Source organism: Neisseria sp. CCUG12390, from assembly GCF_047837985.1.
GTDB lineage: Bacteria > Pseudomonadota > Gammaproteobacteria > Burkholderiales > Neisseriaceae > Neisseria.
The window spans coordinates 1,873,918-1,891,689 of record NZ_CP181244.1 but is presented as its reverse complement, the minus strand read 5'-3'; the positions used below and the strand labels follow the sequence as shown (position 1 = coordinate 1,891,689).

General features: G+C 52.7%; 16 protein-coding genes. 14 read left to right on the top strand and 2 right to left on the bottom strand.

Annotated features, from left to right (window positions below; genetic code table 11):
- The first annotated feature begins 58 nt into the window (after positions 1-58).
- The 6 genes from ACM67E_RS08835 to ACM67E_RS08810 all read left to right on the top strand — a co-directional run bounded on the left by ACM67E_RS08835 (position 59) and on the right by ACM67E_RS08810 (position 8,606).
- Positions 59-1,525 carry a hypothetical protein gene (locus tag ACM67E_RS08835; RefSeq protein ID WP_416191084.1) on the top strand — a complete coding sequence of 489 codons (1,467 nt, stop codon included), beginning with the start codon at positions 59-61 and terminating at the stop codon, positions 1,523-1,525.
- Between the two features lie 412 nt (positions 1,526-1,937).
- Positions 1,938-3,131 carry an amino acid aminotransferase gene (locus ACM67E_RS08830; protein ID WP_416191083.1) on the top strand — a complete coding sequence of 398 codons (1,194 nt, stop codon included), beginning with the start codon at positions 1,938-1,940 and terminating at the stop codon, positions 3,129-3,131.
- A 779-nt stretch (positions 3,132-3,910) separates the two neighbouring features.
- Positions 3,911-4,234: a hypothetical protein gene (locus ACM67E_RS08825; RefSeq protein WP_416191082.1), complete on the top strand. Its 324-nt coding sequence runs from the start codon at positions 3,911-3,913 to the stop codon at positions 4,232-4,234.
- Positions 4,231-5,721 (top strand): ATP-binding protein, encoded by a 1,491-nt coding sequence (locus ACM67E_RS08820; RefSeq protein ID WP_416191081.1) that lies wholly within the window; start codon positions 4,231-4,233, stop codon positions 5,719-5,721. Before ACM67E_RS08825 ends, ACM67E_RS08820 begins: the two co-directional genes overlap by 4 nt.
- A gap of 14 nt (positions 5,722-5,735) precedes the next feature.
- Positions 5,736-7,334 (top strand): SLC13 family permease, encoded by a 1,599-nt coding sequence (locus ACM67E_RS08815; protein WP_416191080.1) that lies wholly within the window; start codon positions 5,736-5,738, stop codon positions 7,332-7,334.
- A gap of 42 nt (positions 7,335-7,376) precedes the next feature.
- Complete coding sequence (locus ACM67E_RS08810; RefSeq protein WP_416191079.1) at positions 7,377-8,606, top strand: glycerate kinase; 1,230 nt, start codon at positions 7,377-7,379, stop codon at positions 8,604-8,606.
- An 85-nt stretch (positions 8,607-8,691) separates the two neighbouring features.
- Here the strand turns inward: ACM67E_RS08810 and ACM67E_RS08805 are convergent, their stop codons facing one another.
- Positions 8,692-9,102: a YqaA family protein gene (locus tag ACM67E_RS08805; RefSeq protein ID WP_416191078.1), complete on the bottom strand. Its 411-nt coding sequence runs from the start codon at positions 9,100-9,102 to the stop codon at positions 8,692-8,694.
- A gap of 211 nt (positions 9,103-9,313) precedes the next feature.
- Between ACM67E_RS08805 and ACM67E_RS08800 the strand changes: the two genes are divergently transcribed.
- Positions 9,314-10,528, top strand: coding sequence for a sugar MFS transporter (locus ACM67E_RS08800; RefSeq protein ID WP_416191077.1), 1,215 nt, complete (start codon positions 9,314-9,316; stop codon positions 10,526-10,528).
- A gap of 166 nt (positions 10,529-10,694) precedes the next feature.
- Complete coding sequence (gene nhaC / locus ACM67E_RS08795; protein WP_416191076.1) at positions 10,695-12,074, top strand: Na+/H+ antiporter NhaC; 1,380 nt, start codon at positions 10,695-10,697, stop codon at positions 12,072-12,074.
- A gap of 65 nt (positions 12,075-12,139) precedes the next feature.
- On the opposite strand, the gene hemH is transcribed toward nhaC, so the two are convergent.
- Complete coding sequence (gene hemH, locus ACM67E_RS08790; RefSeq protein ID WP_416191075.1) at positions 12,140-13,150, bottom strand: ferrochelatase; 1,011 nt, start codon at positions 13,148-13,150, stop codon at positions 12,140-12,142.
- A 235-nt stretch (positions 13,151-13,385) separates the two neighbouring features.
- Between hemH and recO the strand changes: the two genes are divergently transcribed.
- The 6 genes from recO (at position 13,386) to ACM67E_RS08760 (ending at position 17,690) form a co-directional block, all read left to right on the top strand.
- Entirely contained in the window at positions 13,386-14,159 is a 774-nt protein-coding gene (recO, locus tag ACM67E_RS08785) for a DNA repair protein RecO (protein WP_416191074.1), read from the top strand.
- Positions 14,160-14,338: 179 nt separating this feature from the next.
- Entirely contained in the window at positions 14,339-15,070 is a 732-nt protein-coding gene (gene pdxJ / locus ACM67E_RS08780; protein WP_416191073.1) for a pyridoxine 5'-phosphate synthase, read from the top strand.
- Positions 15,071-15,121: 51 nt separating this feature from the next.
- Positions 15,122-15,499, top strand: a complete 378-nt coding sequence (gene acpS, locus ACM67E_RS08775) for a holo-ACP synthase (RefSeq protein WP_416191072.1) — start codon at positions 15,122-15,124, stop codon at positions 15,497-15,499.
- 127 nt (positions 15,500-15,626) lie between these two features.
- On the top strand, positions 15,627-16,430 hold the full coding sequence (locus tag ACM67E_RS08770) for an NUDIX domain-containing protein (RefSeq protein ID WP_416192765.1): 804 nt from the start codon (positions 15,627-15,629) through the stop codon (positions 16,428-16,430).
- A gap of 2 nt (positions 16,431-16,432) precedes the next feature.
- A complete protein-coding gene (locus tag ACM67E_RS08765) occupies positions 16,433-16,858 on the top strand; it encodes a hypothetical protein (protein WP_416191071.1) in 426 nt (141 codons plus the stop codon).
- A 121-nt stretch (positions 16,859-16,979) separates the two neighbouring features.
- Entirely contained in the window at positions 16,980-17,690 is a 711-nt protein-coding gene (locus ACM67E_RS08760) for an Abi family protein (RefSeq protein ID WP_416191070.1), read from the top strand.
- Positions 17,691-17,772 lie beyond the last annotated feature (82 nt).

Sequence of the window (17,772 nt, the reverse complement as noted above, 5' to 3'; positions counted from 1 at the left end):
AGACGGCCTTTCCAAATACCGAACAAACGTATAACAGCATAACCATAAAGCAGACAAAATGGATGTCATTATTATTATAGCCTTGATTATATTGTTGATTGTTGCCTTGGCGATGATTCTGAGCTGGGTGGAACACCGGAAAAAAAGCAGGCTCGACGCAGAAAAACAGACCGAGCAGGAGAATGCTTTGTCGCGTCAGGTGGCCAAGGAAAAAATGCAGCTGGCGGTGGTGGCCAATCATGGCGAAGAGCCTGCGGAAAGCAGTCAGACCGATATTTCCGACACTGATTTGGAGAAAATCAAAGCCGCTTATGCCAAGTTTGAAAAAGACGTGCAGGCTTGGGAAGCCAAGCTGCAGGTAAAGCCGGAATTTTCGGCAGATGAAGAAAACGTCATCCGCAAAGAGCAGCTGAAATACCGCATGTATTTCGAACAGGCGTTTTACAAGAAACACGGTAATTCGGTTGCTTCACAGGAGTGGCGGCAATGGACGGACGCTTTCAGCGGCCTACTCGAACGGCACGCGCGTCTGATTGCGGAAGACGAACCTGAACCAGATGATGAGGACGACGAAGACGAAGATTCCTCAGAAGCTTCTACAACCGAAGCGGAAAGCCGGATACCGTCTGAAACAAACGAAACAGAAATGACAGCGGACAGGCCGTCTGAAAACAATCAAACGGTTGAAGAACATGATGAAGATTTTGACACCGAATCTTTGCGCGCTTCGGGCGGGGATGTGGATGAAGCGGAAACTGACCGGCCGCAGCAAGAAACAGTTGCTGAAAAGCCCGATGCTGAGAACGGAAATATAGCCCTTGCGTCCATTTTTCCTTCTGGTTTTACCGCCGCCGATGCGCCGCGCGGCGAAGTCGATGAGGAAGAACTCAAAGGCCGCGAGCGCGAATTGTGGGAATATGCCAACCGCCGCAATTTGTCCAAACGCGAAGCGGGCGACCGTTACGAGCGTTATCTCGGCTATCTGTACGAGCGCGCGGGCTGGCGTGTCGAATATTACGGTCTGACCGAAGGCGTGGCCAACGCCAACCGCGGTATTGATTTGATTTGCGAAAAAGACGGCGTGACGCATTTTGTGCAGACCAAATACTGGAGTGAAGGCGTGGTGGCCAAAACCAATGTCAACAATGTCATCGACCGCATCGTGAAAAACATGCAGGGCATCATCGAGAAGCGTGCGATCCGCGGCGAAGTGCATGCCGTATTGGCGGCCAAGCCGAAATTATCCGAACAGGTGGCCGCTTATGCCCAAGAGCAGGGGGTCGTGCTGCTGGATGATTTGGCGGTTCAGCCTTATCCCTTGGTGAAATGCCATACCGGAAAACGCGGCAGCAGAAAGTATTTTCTGCCGTATTTGGCGGATAAAAATCCGGCCAAATACGAAGAAATCCACCAAGGCGGATGGGAGCCATATGACTTGGTACGCATGGATATAGGCGGCGGCGACGTTTATGTCCATACCATAGAAGAAGCCGAAGCCTTGGGCTATAAATACAGCAACCGCTGATAAATTTGGAAAAAGCACATCTGCCGGAAGATGTGCTTTTTTGGTAGGTTGGGACTTTTGCAGCGCCTGAAATGTTCAAAAATCTCTAATAAGAAGCATGGGTTTTCAGGTTTAATCTGAGTTTTGCAAGGTCTCAGATTGTATTTGGATGTTGGCAGCATTCCGGAATCGTTGTGCCATTTTTGATTGGGCAGGGAAGTGAGGCGGACTTGCCCGGCCGATGCCGGGATGAGAACGTTATCGACGGAATATCAAAACACAGCCCTGTCATCAAAACCATGCGGCAGAAAGGTTTCAGTTTGTATGCGGCCGGGTAAATCCGGTTTTCAGACGGCCTGAAAAGGCGTAAAATTTTAAGAGTTACTGTTTCAAACGTTCTGTTTTTATTCCTCAAATTCAAAGCGAGCCAATCATGTTTTTTGATTCTATCCAAGCTGCGCCTGCCGATCCCATTTTAGGCTTGGGCGAAGCGTTTAAAGCCGAAACCCGCGCCGAAAAAGTCAATTTGGGCATCGGTGTCTATAAAAACGCCCAAGGCGAAACGCCGATTGTCAAGGCGGTTAAAGAGGCGGAGAAACGCCTGCTGGATACCGAAACCAGCAAAAACTACCTGACCATCGACGGTGTGGCCGAATACAATGCGCAAACGCAGATTCTGCTGTTTGGCGCAGACCATGAAATCATTGCCAGCCGCCGTGCCAAAACCGCGCAAAGCTTGGGCGGAACGGGCGCGTTGCGCATTGCTGCCGAACTGGCCAAACGCCAGCTGGGGGTGAAAAAGGTTTGGATTTCCAATCCGACTTGGCCGAACCACAACGCGATTTTCAAAGCCGTCGGCATCGAAGTATGCGATTACCGCTATTACGATGCGGCCGGACACAAGCTGGATTGGGACGGCCTGATTGAAAATTTGAGCCGTGCCGAAAAAGGCGATGTGGTGCTGCTGCACGGCTGCTGCCACAACCCGACTGGTATCGATCCGACCCCGGAACAATGGGATACGCTGGCGAAAATGTCGGCCGAAAAAGGCTGGTTGCCGCTGTTTGACTTTGCCTACCAAGGTTTCGGCAACGGTTTGGAAGAAGATGCCTACGGTTTGCGCAGCTTCTTGAAATGCAATAAAGAATTGCTGATTGCCAGCTCGTATTCGAAAAACTTCGGCATGTATAACGAGCGCGTGGGTGCGTTTACCGTAGTGGCGGAAAACGAAGAAGCCGCCAACCGCGTACACAGCCAAGTGAAAACCATCATCCGCACGTTATATTCGAATCCGGCTTCACACGGTGCGAACACGATTGCGCTGGTGCTGAAAGATGCGGATCTGAAGGCGCAATGGATTGCGGAACTCGACGAAATGCGCGGCCGTATCAAGGACATGCGCGGGAAATTTGTGGAATTGCTTAAAGCCGAAGGAGCGGTTCAGGATTTTGATTTCATTACCGGGCAAAACGGCATGTTCTCATTCAGCGGTCTGACCCCGGAACAGGTTGACCGCCTGAAAAACGAATTTGCCATCTATATCGTGCGTTCGGGGCGGATTAATGTGGCCGGCATGACTGAAGAGAACATCGGTTATATTTGCCAAAGTATTGTAAAAGTGTTGTGATTAAAATCGAATCGATTTCGAGGCCGTCTGAAATTTCAGACGGCCTTTTTTATTGTCGGTTACAACGGCAGGTATGGGTGGGTCGGATGGTTTGCGGGGAATGAATACTTTGGTTTTGTGAGGGCTGCTATGGCATTGATAGTTGTTGATACGTCGTTGAAATGTCGGTGCATGTACCGGCTGTAAGCTGACGGTTTGGTACCCGTACCTGTTTTGCCGTATCGGCCAAAATGTATCTGCCATATATGACCCGCTCCGTTTTTTAGTACAGATATATTTATGATAATCAAATAAAATCAATATGTTAATAGATTAATCCGGTGTTCTTTACATGACAGGATTGTCACATTTTTGTAATAAACGCTTTCTAGAATTGCAATATTTTTAGTTCCGCGCATTTGTGACCGTGTCATGGCCTTATGCAGGACAAAGCATTGCCCATATCGGCCGAAGCAAAATGTTATGTCAATTTTCTTGATAAGAAGTGTTTTTTTAGAGTGATTTTTCGTTAATAAGTTAAACAAAAAATTAGTTTTGATGGTTTGAATGTTAAATTAAGTTTAATTTTTATTACATTTTGATACGGAACTTTATACTATATATTGAAAATATCATCCATATTATTATTTTTTTAAATATTATTTTCATACTGTCTAAATTCCATTACCCGAATCTGTTGCATGATGCTGTGAAACTTGTACCTAAAGCACGGTAATCCTGCTGAAAGATGGCAGATTGTTAGCATATTTGTTGAAACTCTTCAAAATAAAGGGCTTTTCATGTTATCCAGACTGATCATCATTGCATTGGTGTTGTGCGTACCGCTCGGTGTGGCTGTGGTTGCGCAGCACTTGACCCGAACCGTATCTGATCCGCCGTTGAAAGGCGACGTGTTACACGTGAAGTTGCTGAAATCCGGTAAGCGCAACGCCGAACCCGAGGTAGGGCGTGATGCTGAGGAAATTCCGCTTTCGTATAAAGCGCGTTCGATTAAAAACCTCGAGCCTGAAGATAATATCGTGGTTTACCCCGATGCTGCGGGTAATGCGGGCAAAACGTCTGAGCGCAAAGCCGGTATGCCGTCTGAAAAGGATAAGCAATGAAGAAAAACAAGTTATTGGGTGTTAAGGCAACTGCACGCTGGCGGATTGCCGGTTGGATTCTGCTCACTACGGTGGTCATGGTCTTGGTGCTGATTCTGACTGCCCGTTCGATTTTTATCCGTCAGGTACACGTCGATGCCAATGCGGCGATTATGCAGGAAGCGGAGGAATTTACCGCTTTTGCCTCCGAAGCTTTGGATCCGCGCACGCGCCAGCCCTTTGTATCCATTACCGATTTGATGGAAGTGTATCTCAAGCGTCAAACCCCCGATCGCGGCGAAGCATTTATTGCGGTGACGCTGACCGATGTGCTGGTGGTGGACAATGCGCCTCAAGATGCAGGTGAGCGGATGGCGGCCAACCGCGAGATGCTCAATAAATTGATTAATGATCCGAAGCCTTCCGGCATCATCGAGACTGCGGACGGGCCGATGCGCTGGGGCAAGAGTGTGGTGCAGGGTGACAGCGGGCGAAAAGGTGCGATGCTTTATACGCAGTTTTTACGTCACGACATCGAAGAAGTACAGCAGAACATGCGGATTCTGTTCGGGATGATGTTCGGCGCGTTGCTGTTGGTATTGCTGATTGCATGGGTAGCGGCAGGCCGCATTTTGGCGCCGATTCACCGCTTTGCAAGGCTTTCAGACGGCATCGATGCCTTTAACTTGGATACGCGGCTGCCGGAAGACCAAGACGATGAATTGTCGCGTTTGGCCCGCTCCATCAATAAAATGCTCGACCGGCTCAACAGCGCGCATTTGGAACAGAACCATGTTCTGTATGAAGTACAGGCGCAGGCGAAAGAGCAGGCTGCCAATTTGCAGCAAATCCGCAAGCATTTGCCCGAGGGCGAGGTGCAGACGCAGATGTTCGACGAAGTGGCCGGAAAAATGCACAGCCTGTCGCATAATTTGGATCTGCTGTTGGAGAGCGGTAAAAACGACTTCCTGCACGACCGTGAAACGCGGCTTGACAGTTTTGCCGTCAAGCTGGCCGAGCAGTTGAAGAAGCGTTATCCCGAGCACCAATGGGAAGTGGCCGAGCGCAGCGATGCGGCTGCCCATATGGATGCCAAACACGTATTCACCGCCATGATGCATTTGGCCGACAATGCCGCCAAACATACGCAGGCAGGCGAAGCCATCCGCATCGGCACATCGGTACGTCGTCCGCAGCACGGCGGCAGCATGGCCAGCTTTTGGATAGTCAATCCGGGCATGCCTTTGAGTAATGACGAAGCGCAAAATGTTTTCGAGCCGATGCGTCCTTACGAACGCAGGGGTGATTGGAACGGCCCGCAGATGGGCATCGGTTTGGCGGTGGTCAAAGCGGTGGCGCATGCCCACGGCGGCTATGCCTGGGTGGAGTCGGACATAGAAAACGGTACGGCATTCGGCATCGATATTCCCTTGGCGCATGCAGCCTCGGCGGCTGAAGAAAAAGAAGTGCGCGAAGCAGCGATAGCAGCCATGCAGCAAGAACAATAAGCCGGAGAATGCGCATGAACCCTGTTTTAAAAGACAAAGACGAACCGAATAAAATTTATTACCGCACCCGTTCGTCGCTGAATCTCAACAATCCGCGCTTTTCAGACGGCCTGATTGAAGCGGCCGGGGGAGAAGAGGGCAAACGCGGCTGGTTTGGCCGTATGTTTTCCGGCAAACACGCGGCCGCTTTTATCGCCGCCTTGCTGGTGGGCGCGCTGGTGGTATGGTGGACGGTTTTGTCGGCCGGTAATGCTTCCGGCGGTTTGGGAACGCAGGCGGCGGTGACGCTTTCGGTGTTTGCCGTGGCGGTCTGGTTTTGGATTTTCTCCGAAATCGACGACACTTATGTCGCGCTCGGGGCTGCCGTGCTGCTGGTCGTCATGGGCGTGCTGCCGGAAAAGATTCTGTTTGATTCTTTGGGCGACGATACGGTATGGCTGCTGTTGGGTTCGTTTGTGGTGGCGGCGGGCATTACCGCTTCGGGGCTGGCGACGCGGGCGGCGGCGTTTATCGTATCGGGTGCGAAGTCGCCGCGGCAGCTGATGCACTTGAGCGGTGCGGCCTTGGTGGCGACGGCGTTTGCCGTACCATCCACTTCGGGGCGTGCGGCCTTGGCCATGCCGGTGTTTTTGGCCTTGTCTTCCGTGTTGCGCGAGCGTCCGCGTCTGGTGCTGGCTTTGGCTTTGCTGTTCCCTTCGGTGATTCTGCTTTCTGCGGTCGGCTCTTATCTGGGTGCGGGTGCGCATCTGATTACCAGCCAGATTTTGGCTACCGGCGGCTATCCGGCGTTTTCGTTTACCGACTGGATGTTTTACGGTCTGCCTTTGGCCGTTGTGGCAAGCGTGATATGTGTGGAGCTGGTGCTGTATCTGTTTACCGACCGTGAGGAGCGCAGCCGCCCGTTGAGCATTGCCGTGAGCGATTTGCAAAACCATACCACGATTAAAATCCGCGGCCGTTTGACGCCCGATCAGATGAAAACCTGCTGGCTGGTGTCGGGTGTGATTGTCATGTGGTGTACCGAACCGATGCACGGTATCCATCCGGCGATTATTGCGCTGGCGGGCGGTCTCTTGATGAGCAGCACCGGTTTGGGTGTGGTGGACTTGGGCAAGGCGTTGAAATCGGTGCCGTGGTCGTTGCTGATTTTTATGGCGGCGACGCTGGCGATGGGTTCGGCTTTGGTCACCAGCGGTGCGGCGGCTTGGGCGGCCGACAGTATGCTCGGTTCGATTAAGCAGGGCGGTACGGGGGCGGGTATTTTATTCGTCACCATCATCGTGGTGATTTCGACTGCGGCGCACTTGGTGATTCAGTCGCGCTCGGCACGTTCGGCAGTGTTGATTCCGATTGTGGTGTCGCTTGCGCCGGAAGTGGGGGTGTCTGCCGTAGCCGCCGCGTTTGCTTCTACTGCCGCCGCCGGATTCTGCCACACCATGAGCAGTTCGGCCAAACCGATGGCACTCTATGCCAAGGTTGATGATGCGCCGACGTATTCCGGACGCGACTTATTGAAATTGAGTATGTGGCTGGCTCCCATCAGCGTGGCACTGGTGTTGCTGTTTGCGTTTTATGTGTGGCCGCTAATCGGTATGCCTTTGTTTGTGAAATAAGTTTCCAATTCATTTGACCCTTTGATTCGGAAAGGAATCGACATGACTGTAGCCATTCCCCAACATATTCTGGTCGCACCGGCCGGTTTTAAAGAATCACTCGATGCCGATATGGTGGCCAAAGCCATTTCCGCCGGCGTGCGCCGTGCCATTCCGGGCGCATTTATCAAAGCCATTCCTATGCCCGACGGCGGCGAAGGAACGGCGGAGATGTTGGCCAAATCCACCGGCGGACGCCTGGTGTATAAAACCGTAACCGGACCGGTCGGCGAGCCTGTGCATTCGCATTTCGCCCTGCTGGGCGGGCAGGCCGAAGGCGTGGCCGTGGTCGAAATGGCCGCCGCTGCCGGTTTGCGCTTGGTGCCGCGCGATATGCGTAACCCGACTCTGACCACCACTTACGGCGTGGGCGAACTGATTATGGCCGCGTTGGAACACGACATCCATACCATTTTAATCGGCTGCGGCGATTCGGGAACCAGCGACGGTGGTTTGGGCGCGTTGCAGGCTTTGGGTGCGAAAATTACCGATTCAGACGGCCTCGAAGTCGGTCAGGGCGGCCGCTTTCTGCAAAAAGTCGCGAAGATTGACATGGATAACATTCCTCCGGCCATCCGCGACGGCAAGATCAAAATGGTGATGGCTTTGAATGCCCATAATATTTTGACCGGCGAGCGCGGCGTGGCGCGCGTGTTCGGTCCGCAGAAAGGCGCAACCCCTGCCCAGGTGGAAGAATTGGAAAAAGGCTTTGAAAACTGGGCGGCCAAGCTGGAGGAATACTGCCTGCCGCAAGCCTCGCATGTCGATTTTGCCAAAGGTGCGGGTACGGGCGCGTCGGGCGGTTTGGGCGCAGGCTTGGCGGCGGTCGGTGCGCAACTGGTGTCGCGTTTCGAAGCGTTGCTGGATTCGGGTTTGGCCGGATTCGATTTGAACCAGCTCTTGAAAAAAGCCGATTTGGTGATTACCGCCGAAGGTGCGATCGATTTCCAAACACCGCGCGGCAAAGTGCCTGCCGAAATCGCTTGGCGCGCCGGTAACTTGGGTGTGCCGGTGGTGGCTTTGGCCGGTACGCTGGGCAAGGGGGCGCAGGATGTATACGACATCGGCATCGATGCCATCGCGTCGATTGTGCCGATTCCGATGAGTCTGGAGCAGGCGATTATCGACGGCGAGCGTTTGCTGATTGAAGCCACGGAAAGGCTGATGCGCACCCTGTTGCTGGGCGCATCGATTACCGCGCGCCGCATGGATAAGGAAAACTATGTCTGGTAAGCCGGATTGAATGGTCTTATGCAAAAGGCCGTCTGAAAATTTTCAGACGGCCTTTGGTGTAAAGAGGAGATGCACCAAGAAGAGATTACAGCCAAGCCTTCACCGCAGCCAAAATTACCGCATAACGCAGCAGTTTTCCCGTAATCAGCAGCAAACCCGATATCAGCCAAGGCCAGCGCAGCCAGCCAGCCGCAATCGGCAAGGCATCACCGATGACCGGCAGCCATGTCAGCAGCAGCGACCAAATGCCGTATTTTTCCAAATAACGCAGCGTTTTTTCAGACGGCCTTTTCTTATCGGGCAGCAAGCGTCCCATGCCGTATGAAACCATGCTGCCCAAGCCGTTGGCCAAGCCCGCGCAGAGCCAGCCGCCCCATGCGTGGTTTGGGAATTGGTGGGCAAATGCGGTAAATGCGGCTTCGGAAGTGCCGGGCAGAATAGTGGCGGAAGTGAAGGCTGAAAAAGCCAGTGCAATGTAGGCATAGAGTAAAGGCATGGTCATTGTTTTGTAAGAATATAACGTTGTGCTCGGGTTTATCTGCTTCTCACGGCAATGTGATTTGATTTACCGCAATTTTATGGGAAATCCGGTCGGAGAGTGGAAATAATGATTTGCAAAATAACAAAATATCAGTATGATTCCATCTGAACTTAACGTAAGTTAACTTTGCTTGTTTAATTTGACTACATAAGACGAAAGGCACCCAATGTCTGCGCAAACCCATAAAAGCAATACCCCGGCCTTGACGGTGCTGGGTTCCCTGTTCTTTATGCTGGGCTTCATCACCTGCATGAACGACATTCTCATTCCCCATCTGAAAGAAATCTTCAATCTGACTTATGTGCAGGCGATGCTGATTCAGTTCTGCTTCTTCAGCGCGTATGCGATTATGTCGATTCCGATGGGGCATTTCGTTGAAAAATTCGGCTACAAAACCGGCGTCATCGGTGGTTTCGTGATTGCGGCAATCGGCTGCCTGCTGTTTTATCCGGCCGCCGGCAGCCATTCTTACGCCGTATTCCTGGCTGCGCTGTTTATTTTGGCCAGCGGCATCGTATTGCTGCAGGTGGCGGGCAATCCGTATGTGACCCTGCTTGCGCCCAAAGGCAAAGAATCGACCACGCTGACCCTGATTCAGGCATTCAACTCGTTGGCGACCATGATTGCGCCGCCGTTGGGAGCGATGCTGATTTTTGTTGACGCGACGGCAACAGAGGCGGAACGCATTGCTTCCGTGCAAATCCCGTATTTGGGTTTGGCGGGCTTTATGTTGTTGCTGGCGGTAACCGTGGCAATGATTAAGCTGCCGGATGCGCGGCAAATCGCCCAAGAGGCAACCGAAGCCAATCACGACGGCAAAACCAGCGTGTGGCAATACCGCCATCTGGTTTTCGGTGCGGCAGGCATTTTCTGCTACGTCGGTGCGGAAGTGGCCATCGGCTCGATGATGATTAACGCGTTGGAAGCTTTGGCAGGCCTGAACCACACCACCGGCGCAAGGTATCTCTCGTTTTACTGGGGCGGTGCGATGGTCGGCCGTTTCGTCGGTTCGGCTCTGATGAACAAAATCGCGCCGAACAAATATCTGGCGTTTAACGCTACCGTTGCCATCGCGCTGATTATTATTGCGATTTTGGCAGGCGGCGGCACCGTGACCATGTGGTCGCTGCTCTTAATCGGTTTCTTCAATTCGATTATGTTCCCGACCATCTTCTCGCTGGCGACAAAAGGCTTGGGCAAATTCACCAGTACCGCTTCGGGCGTGATTTGTACCGCGATTGTGGGCGGTGCGATTGTACCCGTGGTACAAGGCTGGGCGGCCGACAACTACGGCCTGCTGCCTTCTTACATCGTATCGGCGATTTGTTATGTGTACATCGTGTTCTTTGCGGTAAAAGGCTACAAAGCCGACGAAGCATAAGGGTTGTCTCTTTCGTCAGGCCGTCTGAAAATTTTCAGACGGCCTTTTTGCATGAGTCGGGAACGGATGACATTTTGATGAAAATGTCCGGCCGATGTAAAAATCAGTTTGTAAAATGACGTAAACCCGATAAAATGCCTGTTGTCTTAAATACAGGAAACAGAACATGTTCAGCTTCAAATCACTGCTCGACATGCCGCGCTGGGAAGCGGTGGCGGTGGCGGTTTTACTGGTTGCCATGATGGGCTATTCGATTATTTCGCTCGGGTGGCTGCCGCACATGTCGATTATTGCCGCGATTGTCGCCTTGGTTTTGTACGGTTTGTGCCGCGGTTTGAAATACAACGACATGCAGGACGGCATGATTCGCGCCATCAGCCAGGGCATGGGGGCGGTGTATCTGTTTTTCTTTATCGGCCTGATGGTGAGCGCGCTGATGATGAGCGGTGCGATTCCGACGCTGATGTATTACGGTTTCGGCCTGATTTCGCCGACTTATTTTTACCTTTCTGCCTTTGCGCTGTGTTCGGTGGTCGGCGTGGCCATCGGCAGCAGCTTTACCACCTGCGCGACGGTCGGCGTGGCGTTTATGGGTATCGGAACGGCGTTTGGCGCGGATTTGGCGATGACGGCGGGAGCGGTTGTCTCCGGTGCGTTTTTCGGCGATAAAATGTCGCCCTTGTCGGATACCACCGGTATCGCCGCTTCGATTGTCGGTATCGATTTGTTCGAACACATCAAAAACATGATGTACACCACCGTTCCGGCCTGGCTTATCAGCGCGGCTTTGATGCTGTGGGTGCTGCCGACGGTGGCGGTCGGTGATTTGAACAACATCGAAAATTTCCGTAATGCTTTGGCATCCACCGGTTTGGTGCATTTGGATTCGCTGATACCGTTTGCCTTGCTGGCCGTGTTGGCGATGATGCGCGTGAACGCCGTGGTGTCGATGATTTTCTGTACCCTTGCCGCTTTGATGGTGACTTATTTCCACTGCAGCCCTGATTTGAAGCAGTTGGGTACGTGGTTTTTCAGCGGCTACAAGCTCGAAGGCGAACAGTTCAAAGACATTACCGGCCTGATTTCGCGCGGCGGCTTGGAAAGCATGTTTTTTACGCAGACCATCGTGATTTTGGGCATGAGCTTGGGCGGTCTGCTGTTCGCCTTAGGCGTGATTCCGACCCTGCTCGACATGATCCGCAGTTTCCTGACCAACATCAGCCGCGCCACCTTCAGCGTCGCCATGACTTCGCTGGGCGTGAATATCCTGATTGGCGAGCAGTATTTGAGCATTTTGCTGGCAGGCGAAACTTTCAAGCCGGTTTACGACAAGCTCGGCCTGCATCAGCGCAACCTCTCGCGCACGCTGGAGGATGCGGGTACGGTCATCAACCCGCTGGTGCCGTGGAGCGTATGCGGCGTGTTCATCAGCCAAACTTTGAATGTACCGGTGTGGGAATATCTGCCGTTCGCCTTCTTCTGCTATCTGAGTCTGGCGTTGACGCTGGTGTTCGGTTGGACGGGCTTGACCTTGAGTAAAAAATAACGGCGAAACAAAAGGCCGTCTGAAAAGTATCGTTGCTTTTCAGACGGCCTTTTTCATTCTCCGGTTTAAATCCAGCCTTGCAGGTTTTTTCTCGCCAAATCCGTCAAAGCAGAAATCCAAGCAGGACTATCGTTCAGGCACGGGATAAAGTGATACTGTTTGCCGCCGGCTTGATGGAACTGCTCGCGCCCCATCAGCGCGATTTCTTCCATGGTTTCCAAACAGTCGGCCAGAAAGCCCGGGCAGAATACGTCTAATTTGGTGATTCCCTGTTTGGGCAGTTCGTCAAACAGATCCTGCGTACTCGGTTTCACCCATTTCGCTTTGCCGAACTGGCTCTGGAACGACACGATGTAATCGTTTTCGCTCAAACCCAAAGCCGCGGCCAACAGCTTGGCCGTCTGAAAACATTCTTTCGGGTAAGGGTCGCCGTCGTCATGGTTTTTCTGAGGAATGCCGTGGAAGCTCAGCATCAGTTTCTCGCCGCGTCCGTGCTCCGCCCAATAAGCCTGAATGTGCTGTTTCATCGCCTCGATATAACCTGCATCGTCATAAAAACGCGATACCGTGCGCAAGCCCATTTGGTTGCGCTGCCGCTGCAATTCGGCGAACACCTTGTCCAAGGCTGCGCCGGTACTCGAAGCCGCATATTGCGGATACAGCGGAATCACCAGCACATTGCCCACGCCTTGGTTTTTCAAATCCTGCAACACTTCCGGCACGCCCGGATTGCCGTAGGTCATGGCATGGCGCACGATGACACCGGGCAGCGCGGCCGCCAACGCTTGCGCCTGACGTTCGGTATAAACCGCTAAAGGCGAACCTTCTTTGAACCAGATTTTTTCATAGCCGTGCGCACTTTTTTTCGGGCGCAGCGTCAGCACCAAACCGCGCAAGATCGGCTGCCAAATCCATTTGGGCAGTTCCACCACGCGCCGGTCGGACAAAAAGGCTTTCAGATACGGACGCACCGCCTGCGCGGTCGGCGCATCGGGCGTGCCCAAGTTCATCAGGATAACGGCGGTTTTGTTCGGCTGTCCGCCGGAAAGCACGGGTTCGGTACGGAAACGGGACATGATCTTCTCGCAATGGGTGTGAGTGCGGCTATTGTAACAAAAGGCCGTCTGAAAACGGCAAGATTCTTTCAATAAGCCTGATTTGCCTGAAAACATCGGCGCAATGCGGTATGTTGAAAACAAGGCCGTCTGAAAAAAACGGGCGGGGTTTCTTTTCAGACGGCCTTTCGGCATTTTCATCACCTTTTCAGTTGAAAAACGTTATAATTTCCCCATTCCGTCCGACCCGAAAAACATGTCCGAACACCGAATCAACCACGAACCCGTTTTCATGCTCGCCTCCGCGCCGTGGCGCGAAAGCAGCCTGTGGCTCGAAGTGTACAGCCGCAAATACGGCCGCGTGGCCTTGCTTGCCCGCAGCGCACGCAAACGCATGAGCGAATTGCGCGGCGTGTTGGTGCCCTTCGTGCCGATGAGCGCGTCGTGGTACGGCAGCCAGGAATTGAAAACGCTGCACCGCGCCGAATGGTTGGGCGGTTGGCCGCTGCCGCAAGGCCGGGCTTTGTTCAGCGGCCTGTATGTCAACGAGCTGATGCTGAAACTCACCGCACGCGAAGACCCGATGCCCGGGCTGTATGACACCTTGGCCGAAACCATGCAGACTTTGTGCCGCGAACCGAACCATATCGCCGCGTTGCGCCGCTTCGAGTGGCAGCTTTTGCACCATTCGGGCTACGCGCCTGATTTGACGCGCGACCATAACGGCGACGAAATCGCCGCCGAACGGCAATACCGGCTGCGCCCCGAAGACGCGCTTGTGCCGCTGGCGCAGGCGGACGGCTTGCAGGCGGGAGGCATTGCGGTCAACGGAAACACCTTAGTCCAATTGCGCGAGGGTACTTTTTCAGACGGCCAAAGTTTGCAGGAAGCCTTGAAAATCAACCGCCTGCTGCTCGATTTCCGTATTCCCGAAGGGATAAAGTCGCGGCAGGTGTTGCAGCAGTTGCAGCAGTTTGATTTGAACCCGATGTCGTTCGGACGGCATGAAGCAAATCCGCAGGCTGTCTGAAGAGCGTCATGCGGGTCGGAGCAACAACGCCATATGCTTGATGGCTTAAGGCCGTCTGAAACCGAATCAGTGCAAACCCAACAGATTTCTGCAGCCCAAGGCAATGCCGGTTTACGGCGCGGCTTCTTGTCAATGCCGTCTGAAATCTTGAAACATCAAAAACACCGAAAGGAAACACCATGCTCTTAGGCGTCAACATCGACCACGTCGCCACCGTCCGCAACGCGCGCGGTACGGTTTATCCCAGCCCCGTCGAAGCCGCGCTGATTGCCGAGACCCACGGTGCCGACCTCATCACGCTGCATTTGCGCGAAGACCGCCGCCATATTAAAGATGCCGACGTGTTCGCCGTAAAAAACGCCATCCGCACGCGCCTGAATCTGGAAATGGCCCTGACCGAAGAAATGCTGGAAAATGCGCTCAAAGTGATGCCGGAAGACGTGTGCATCGTGCCGGAAAAGCGTCAGGAAATCACCACCGAGGGCGGTTTGGACGTATTGGCGCAGCAGGAGAAAATCGCTGAATTCACGCGCACGCTCACCGACGCCGGTATCCGCGTGTCGCTGTTTATCGACGCGGACGAGGCGCAGATTCAGGCGGCCAAAGATGTCGGTGCGCCCGTCATCGAGCTGCACACCGGTGCCTATGCCGACGCGCACACGCCGTCCGAACAGGCGCGGCAGCTGGCGCGGATTCAGAACGGTGCGCGTTTCGGCGACGAATCGGGTTTGGTGGTCAACGCCGGACATGGTTTGACCATTCACAACGTTACCCCCATCGTCCGAATCGCTGCGATTAAGGAACTGAACATCGGCCACGCGCTCATCGCCCAAGCCGTGTTTTTGGGCTTGCCCGAAGCCATCCGCCAGATGAAAGACGTGATGTTCAAAGCGCGGCTGACGGCGAAATAGTTTTCAGACGGCCTGCCGTCCAACCTGCAGCAAAGGAAAAAGGAGAACCCCATGATTTACGGAATCGGCACCGACATCGTTTCGCTGAAACGCATTGTCCGCCTCAATAAAAAATTCGGCCAGGCCTTTGCCGAACGCATTCTCAGCCCCGAGGAACTGATGGAGTTTCCCCAAGCCGGGAAGCCCGTGAATTATCTGGCCAAACGCTTCGCCGCCAAAGAAGCCTTTGCCAAAGCCGTCGGCACGGGCATCCGCGGCGCGGTGTCGTTCCACAATATCGGCGTCGGCCATGACGAGATGGGCAAACCTGAATTTTTCTACGCGCCGGTGTTGCAAGAGTGGTTGGACGAACAGGGCATCCGCCACGTCAGCCTGAGCATGGCGGATGAAGAGGATACCGTCTTGGCTTTTGCGGTTGCCGAAAAATAAATGTCTCCGATGCGCGGACAAACATGGTTTTGTCGGCGCGTTAAAATATTATGTTCAGACGGCCTTTGTGTTTCAGGAGAAAAAGGCCGTCTGAAAACTTATGCAGATTATCCGAATGAAAAACATCATGGCTCAAGACCCGCGCCCGTTAATCCGCGTGGTCGCCGGCATCGTGTTGAACCGCGACGGCGACTATCTTTTAAGCTCGCGTCCCGAAGGCAAGCCGTATGCCGGATATTGGGAATTTGCCGGCGGCAAAGTCGAAGCGGGCGAAACCGAATTCCAAGCCCTGCAACGCGAGTTTGAAGAAGAACTCGGCATTCATATCCGCCGCGCGACGCCGTGGCTGACCAAAATCCATGCCTACGAACACGCGCATGTGTATTTGCGTTTTCTGCGCGTGGAGGCCGACGAATGGTCGGGCGAATTGCAGGCCAGAGAAGGGCAGAAATGGTCGTGGCAGAAAGCGGGGGATTTTACCGTGTCGCCGATGCTGCCCGCCAACGGCGCGCTCTTGAAGGCCCTGTCCGTGCCGCGCCGTTTGACAGGCCGTCTGAAAAGCGGTTTGCGGGGGTTCAACCGCATGGGCGAATACCGCGTCGTGCCGTATGATTCGGCCGAACCGCAACACGAAAACATATTAATCGGCGAACCTGAATTGCGCGCGACCGGCAGAATGCCTGCGGCGCAAAGCGTGTGGGTTGTGATTCAGACGGCCTCGCAATGGGAAAAAGCGCAGGACGCGGATGTGGTGGTGTGGCAGGTGCAGAACCAAACCGCCGCCGAAGCCGCGTTGGAGATACTCAAACAGGGCGTTTCCGTACCGCTCGTGATTGCGGCTTTGCCCGATTGGGCGGCGCAATATCAGGTGCAATGGCTGGAGCAGGGGGCGCATTGCGTGCTGGTCGAAGACGAAATCGAGGCCGTCTGAAAATGAGTCAAAACAAAAAGTTAATCATTGCAGGCGCGTTGCTGATGGTGTTTGCCGCAGTCAAACTCATCGCCTTGGGTTGGTGGCAGCGGCAACAGCCGCAAGCCAGGCAGGCGGAATGCCGGGTAACGCAGGGCTGCACGTTGCCCAACGGTGTGTATGTCAAATTCAGCGATAAGGTTTATGCCAAGCAGCCTTTTGATATTACGTTGAAAAATGTTCCTGAAGACACCGAAAACATTACCGTGAGCTTCACCATGAAAGACATGGACATGGGTTTCAACCGCTTCAATATCCGACGTGAACCCGACGGCACATGGGCGGCCAAGCAAATCCGTCTGCCGGTGTGCGTGGAAAACCGTCATGATTATCTGGCCGACATCAACATCGGCGGACAGGTTTTTCAGACGGCCTTTACCGCAGAATAGGCCGTCTGAAAATGGTATGGGGCGGTTTCACAATTGTGAAACCGCCCCATCGTCATGACCTGCTATGCAGGAATTAATGATAGAATTGTAAACCAAAATTTTCTCAATTACAAATTAATTTATGAAAAGTAGTGTCTTTGAACAACTGATTTCCAGTGAACGATTTTTACGTTATCAAGCGGCAACAGCGAATAATAACCGTAAAGCAATAATACTGTACCGTTATAATTTACAGCTTTCGCAAGAATTGTTCAGTATGATTTCTATGTTTGAAATTATTTTGCGCAATAAAATAGATCAAGAGGTTGCTCAAAATGATTGGTTAAGAGACGCTATACAACCCGGTGGTATTTTTAATACGCCATTGTGTGTCAAAACAAGAAATATAATTGATGAAAAATATAGCAAGATTCATAGGAATAGATCATATTCGCATGGCAAATTAATTGCAGAGCTGAATTTCGGTTTATGGACCAATCTTTTTCAGCCAAATCAATACCAAGCTATTTTGAATATGGGTAAGGACATCAATGAGATTGCAGTATTATCATCAGTTTCGCCTTTGATGCGCTTTTCAGGCAGAGAAAGCAAACGTGAGCGAATTCATAGAGTATTGGGTGAGATTAATCAGATACGGAATCGGATTGCGCATCATGAACCTGTTTGTTTTAATCGCAGAGTCGGTAGGCATACGCGCAAAGATACTTATTATATCCGTCGGAAATATCAGTTGATTCTTAATATGCTAAAAGATATGAATGTTGATACCGATAGTTTGTTTTACGGTTTGGATCATGTACTGAAAATTTGTAATAAGGTTGATGCGCTTTAAAAATTATGGAAACATGAAAAGATTAAATCGTTGATAAGTTAAACAGCAGGCCGTCTGAACATTTTCAGACGGCCTGTTTGTC

What these genes read in the sequence shown, in the direction of transcription:
- ACM67E_RS08835 (WP_416191084.1), top strand. Translation starts at nt 59, where the DNA reads ATGGATGTCATTATTATTATAGCCTTGATTATATTGTTGATTGTTGCC.
- ACM67E_RS08830 (WP_416191083.1), top strand. Translation starts at nt 1,938, where the DNA reads ATGTTTTTTGATTCTATCCAAGCTGCGCCTGCCGATCCCATTTTAGGC.
- ACM67E_RS08825 (WP_416191082.1), top strand. Translation starts at nt 3,911, where the DNA reads ATGTTATCCAGACTGATCATCATTGCATTGGTGTTGTGCGTACCGCTC.
- ACM67E_RS08820 (WP_416191081.1), top strand. Translation starts at nt 4,231, where the DNA reads ATGAAGAAAAACAAGTTATTGGGTGTTAAGGCAACTGCACGCTGGCGG.
- ACM67E_RS08815 (WP_416191080.1), top strand. Translation starts at nt 5,736, where the DNA reads ATGAACCCTGTTTTAAAAGACAAAGACGAACCGAATAAAATTTATTAC.
- ACM67E_RS08810 (WP_416191079.1), top strand. Translation starts at nt 7,377, where the DNA reads ATGACTGTAGCCATTCCCCAACATATTCTGGTCGCACCGGCCGGTTTT.
- ACM67E_RS08805 (WP_416191078.1), bottom strand. Translation starts at nt 9,102, where the DNA reads ATGCCTTTACTCTATGCCTACATTGCACTGGCTTTTTCAGCCTTCACT.
- ACM67E_RS08800 (WP_416191077.1), top strand. Translation starts at nt 9,314, where the DNA reads ATGTCTGCGCAAACCCATAAAAGCAATACCCCGGCCTTGACGGTGCTG.
- nhaC (WP_416191076.1), top strand. Translation starts at nt 10,695, where the DNA reads ATGTTCAGCTTCAAATCACTGCTCGACATGCCGCGCTGGGAAGCGGTG.
- hemH (WP_416191075.1), bottom strand. Translation starts at nt 13,150, where the DNA reads ATGTCCCGTTTCCGTACCGAACCCGTGCTTTCCGGCGGACAGCCGAAC.
- recO (WP_416191074.1), top strand. Translation starts at nt 13,386, where the DNA reads ATGTCCGAACACCGAATCAACCACGAACCCGTTTTCATGCTCGCCTCC.
- pdxJ (WP_416191073.1), top strand. Translation starts at nt 14,339, where the DNA reads ATGCTCTTAGGCGTCAACATCGACCACGTCGCCACCGTCCGCAACGCG.
- acpS (WP_416191072.1), top strand. Translation starts at nt 15,122, where the DNA reads ATGATTTACGGAATCGGCACCGACATCGTTTCGCTGAAACGCATTGTC.
- ACM67E_RS08770 (WP_416192765.1), top strand. Translation starts at nt 15,627, where the DNA reads ATGGCTCAAGACCCGCGCCCGTTAATCCGCGTGGTCGCCGGCATCGTG.
- ACM67E_RS08765 (WP_416191071.1), top strand. Translation starts at nt 16,433, where the DNA reads ATGAGTCAAAACAAAAAGTTAATCATTGCAGGCGCGTTGCTGATGGTG.
- ACM67E_RS08760 (WP_416191070.1), top strand. Translation starts at nt 16,980, where the DNA reads ATGAAAAGTAGTGTCTTTGAACAACTGATTTCCAGTGAACGATTTTTA.